4 protein-coding genes and 2 pseudogenes are annotated in these 3,543 nt (G+C 35.5%); all 6 read left to right on the forward strand.

What is annotated here, in order from left to right:
• Positions 1–239 (forward strand): annotated as a pseudogene (locus V7068_RS21540) ((2Fe-2S) ferredoxin domain-containing protein); the annotation flags it as partial.
• Between the two features lie 17 nt (positions 240–256).
• Positions 257–1,297, forward strand: coding sequence for a CobW family GTP-binding protein (locus tag V7068_RS21545; RefSeq protein ID WP_499714478.1), 1,041 nt, complete (start codon positions 257–259; stop codon positions 1,295–1,297).
• A 65-nt stretch (positions 1,298–1,362) separates the two neighbouring features.
• Positions 1,363–1,485: pseudogene (locus V7068_RS21550) on the forward strand (IS110 family transposase); the annotation flags it as partial.
• A 473-nt stretch (positions 1,486–1,958) separates the two neighbouring features.
• Entirely contained in the window at positions 1,959–2,474 is a 516-nt protein-coding gene (mug, locus tag V7068_RS21555; RefSeq protein WP_499714479.1) for a G/U mismatch-specific DNA glycosylase, read from the forward strand.
• A gap of 74 nt (positions 2,475–2,548) precedes the next feature.
• Positions 2,549–3,265, forward strand: a complete 717-nt coding sequence (locus V7068_RS21560) for an AzlC family ABC transporter permease (protein WP_499714480.1) — start codon at positions 2,549–2,551, stop codon at positions 3,263–3,265.
• A partial coding sequence (locus V7068_RS21565) for an AzlD domain-containing protein (RefSeq protein ID WP_499714481.1) occupies positions 3,256–3,543 on the forward strand: 288 nt, incomplete at its 3' end. The genes V7068_RS21560 and V7068_RS21565, both read left to right, overlap by 10 nt.

Consider the following 3,543-nt stretch of genomic DNA (forward strand, 5'->3'; position numbering starts at 1 on the left):
GTTGTAATGGACGCTGCCATGATAAATGTGTGGTCATTGCTTATCCAAATGGAACCTGGTATAAGGATATGAAGCCCGAGGATTCTCCTTTATTAATTGATTCCCTTTTGAGTAATAAAGATTGTACAGGGAAAATAAGCCATACATTTAATGGTGAAGAATTTGAACGTTCAGAGGGGACTGTAGCAGGCGTTCGTAAAAATAAAGCAAAAGTAAATAAAGTATCCAAAATACTATAAATGGAGGATTGAAATCCATGGTTATGATCAATCCAAATAAAATTCCTGTGACCATCCTAACTGGTTATTTGGGGGCTGGAAAAACAACGCTTTTAAATCGAATCTTGACAGAAAAGCATAATCAAAAAATCGCTGTTATTGTCAATGAATATGGTGAAGTTGGTATAGATAATCAATTGGTTGTAAACTCTGATGAAGAAATTTTGGAAATGAACAATGGCTGCATTTGTTGTACTGTTCGTGGAGATTTGATACGTATTTTGCGAACTCTTCTGTTTTCAATGAAAGAAGGGAAGGTGAAATTTGATCGGGTCCTAATTGAAACAACAGGGCTTGCAGATCCCGCACCTGTTGCTCAGACCTTTTTTATGGATGAACTACTATCTGAGACATTTGAAGTAGATAGTATTATTACTGTAGTAGATTGCAAGCATGTCACAAAGCATTTGGATTATCATGATGAAGCACAAGAGCAAATTGCCTTCGCTGATGTGATTATTTTAAATAAAACAGATTTAATATCTGAGGAAAATTTACAAGAGCTTGAAGGAAGAATCATACAGATGAATCCTACTGCTAAACGATTATATGGGCAAAATTGTAATGTAGAGCTTAAAGATATACTAGGGATCCATACATTTGATATAAACCATAAACTTGAAGTGGATCCACATTTTTTAGAGGATCATCATCACCATGAGCACGATGACAAGGTATCGTCCGTTGCTTTTCGGGAAAATAGACCCCTTAATCTTGAAAAAGTGAATCAGTGGATGAGTCAGCTTATTCAAGAAAAAGGAGAAGACTTATTACGATATAAGGGAATTCTTTATATTGAAGGGATAGAAAACCGCTTGGTATTTCAGGGTCTGCACATGCTCTTCTCAGGAAGACCCGATCGAAAATGGAAAGAGAATGAAACGAAGGTAAGTGAATTAGTGTTTATCGGTAAAGATTTAAATAAGAAAGAACTTGAACAGCAATTTAAAAATTGCATAGAAATTGAAGAGAGTGGGGGATTGAAAAAGAGGAAACCGAAGTTCAAGGAATTTGATTAACTTCCCTGTTTAATTCAATGATTCAAATAAAATTGGGAGCTTGTCTATTCAAAATGATAGAAAGATATGATAAGAAACGCGATGAAGGAAAGTCCTTTAAAGTAGCTATGATAGGCTGTGTTAATAGACTCTTACATTGGATTTTTACCTTATTAAAAAGCAAAACAACTTTCCGAGATATAGCCTAAACAAAATATGTTACATCAAATAAAGTAGAACCTTCCAAATAAAGACTGATAGAAGGTTATTTGGCATACGTATTTTTTAGTATACCATGTGTGTTTTTAGGTTTTTATATAAAAAATATTAACGGTCAGCTCGTAAAGGAAATAGGGATTGACGCTAAAGGCGTTCTTTGCCTTTGAAGGCAAGCATCTTTTTCACAGAGAGCTAGGTGCTGGAGCTAGACAACAAGAAAAGCAGAAGCTCCTCACAATCTTTGTATAACAAAAAACGTTTACTGAACAGTCATTCTAAAATGGATGGCTGTTTTTTATGTGTATAATAGTAATATTTCAAAAAATAATTTCCTAGGAAATGTTAAATTTTTCTAAGGGAGAGGTGATTAAATTTATTATAATATGTAAAATAGAATTTGTAGCTTAATTAAGCAGAAGCATCTTCCTAGAATTTTTTAAATCGATAGAAATGAGGCATGTCGATGAAGGAACTCTCAGACCATCTAAAGAATAACCTAGATATTTTATTTGTCGGCTTCAATCCAAGCCTTCGTTCTGCGGAAACAGGACACCACTATGCCAATCCTAATAATCGATTTTGGCGTATTCTTTTTGAAGCGGGCATTACACCGAGAAAGTATAGTTCTAATGAAGATTATACATTATTGAGTTTAGGTTTCGGATTTACAAATATTGTTGCTAGGCCGACAAAAAGTGCCGATGAAATTACAAAAGCTGAATACATAGAAGGAAGAGAACAATTAAAACAAAAGATTATAAAGTATCAACCGAAAGTTGTTTGTTTTGTAGGAAAAGGTGTTTATCAACAATATGCAAATAAGCGAAATGTGACCTGGGGTGTTCAGGCACAGCCAATGGTTTCTGGGACGATTGATTTTGTTGCTCCATCATCAAGCGGGCTTGTCAGAATGAAGATGGAGGAGATTGTGGAGATTTATCAGAGGTTAACGAGATTGCTTATGGAGCAAAGGAGATAATCATTGACTTATGGAAGTTCCACTACTACACATTACAGCAGAAAGCTTTTCGGTCATCAGCGGAGGGGAAATACATGAACGAAAGTGCATTATATTACGAGGAAGAAGATAGTTTTTGGCAAGGTGTTAAAGATTGTGTGCCTACTTTATTAGGTTATTTGAGCATCGGTTTTGCGGCGGGAGTTGTTGAAAAGACAGCGGGTTTAAGTATTTCTGAAATTGCCCTTATATCTTTAATTTTATATGCTGGATCTGGTCAGTTTATTGCAGCTGGGATGATTGCAGCTGCTCATCCTATATCAGCTATTGTATTTACCATTTTCTTTGTAAATAGTCGGCATTTATTATTAAGTGCAGCAATTGCTCCTTATTTTCGTCAGCAAACAATAGGGCAAAACATACTAACAGGCGCTTTGCTAACAGATGAAACATTTGGTGTTGCGATTAATCATGCGCAGCATAAAAAACAGCTAAATTATAAATGGATGTTAGGATTAAACATTACAGCTTATCTAAATTGGGTTCTTGCTAATATAGCAGGTGGATTTTTTGGACAGTGGATTCCAACACCGGAGAAATATGGATTGGATTTTGCTTTGCCAGCGATGTTTATTGGGCTCCTTATTTTACAAATTATGAGTCACAAAAAATACTTTGTTGATATTATAGTTGCTTTAAGTGCCGTTTTGATTGTGGTTATTTCTAGCTTTCTTTTTCCAGGAAGTGCGGGTGTGATTATAGCAACAATCGCGGCGGCTACAATTGGGATGGTGATTGAGCGATGGAAGTAAACATGTATATTTTATTAGTCATTGTTGGCTCAGCTATTGTTACCTTTATTCCAAGAGTTGTACCGTTAGTATTGCTAAGTCGTATTCAAATTCCAGAATGGGGCATTAATTGGTTGAAGCATATACCTGTAGCAGTTATGGCTGCTCTGCTTGCGCAAGAACTTCTATTATCAAACAATCAATTTTCTATATCGGATAATCTGTTATCTTTACTAGCTGCGTTACCCACATTTCTTGTCGCGATTTTTTCTCGAAGTTTATTAGGCACTGTATTGGTT

This window comes from Bacillus sp. JJ634 (assembly GCF_036962285.1).
Classification (GTDB): Bacteria; Bacillota; Bacilli; order Bacillales; family DSM-1321; genus Peribacillus; species Peribacillus asahii_A.

Coding starts and splice junctions, on each gene's coding strand:
- V7068_RS21560 (WP_499714480.1), top strand. CDS start 2,549: ATGAACGAAAGTGCATTATATTACGAGGAAGAAGATAGTTTTTGGCAA.
- V7068_RS21545 (WP_499714478.1), top strand. CDS start 257: ATGGTTATGATCAATCCAAATAAAATTCCTGTGACCATCCTAACTGGT.
- mug (WP_499714479.1), top strand. CDS start 1,959: ATGAAGGAACTCTCAGACCATCTAAAGAATAACCTAGATATTTTATTT.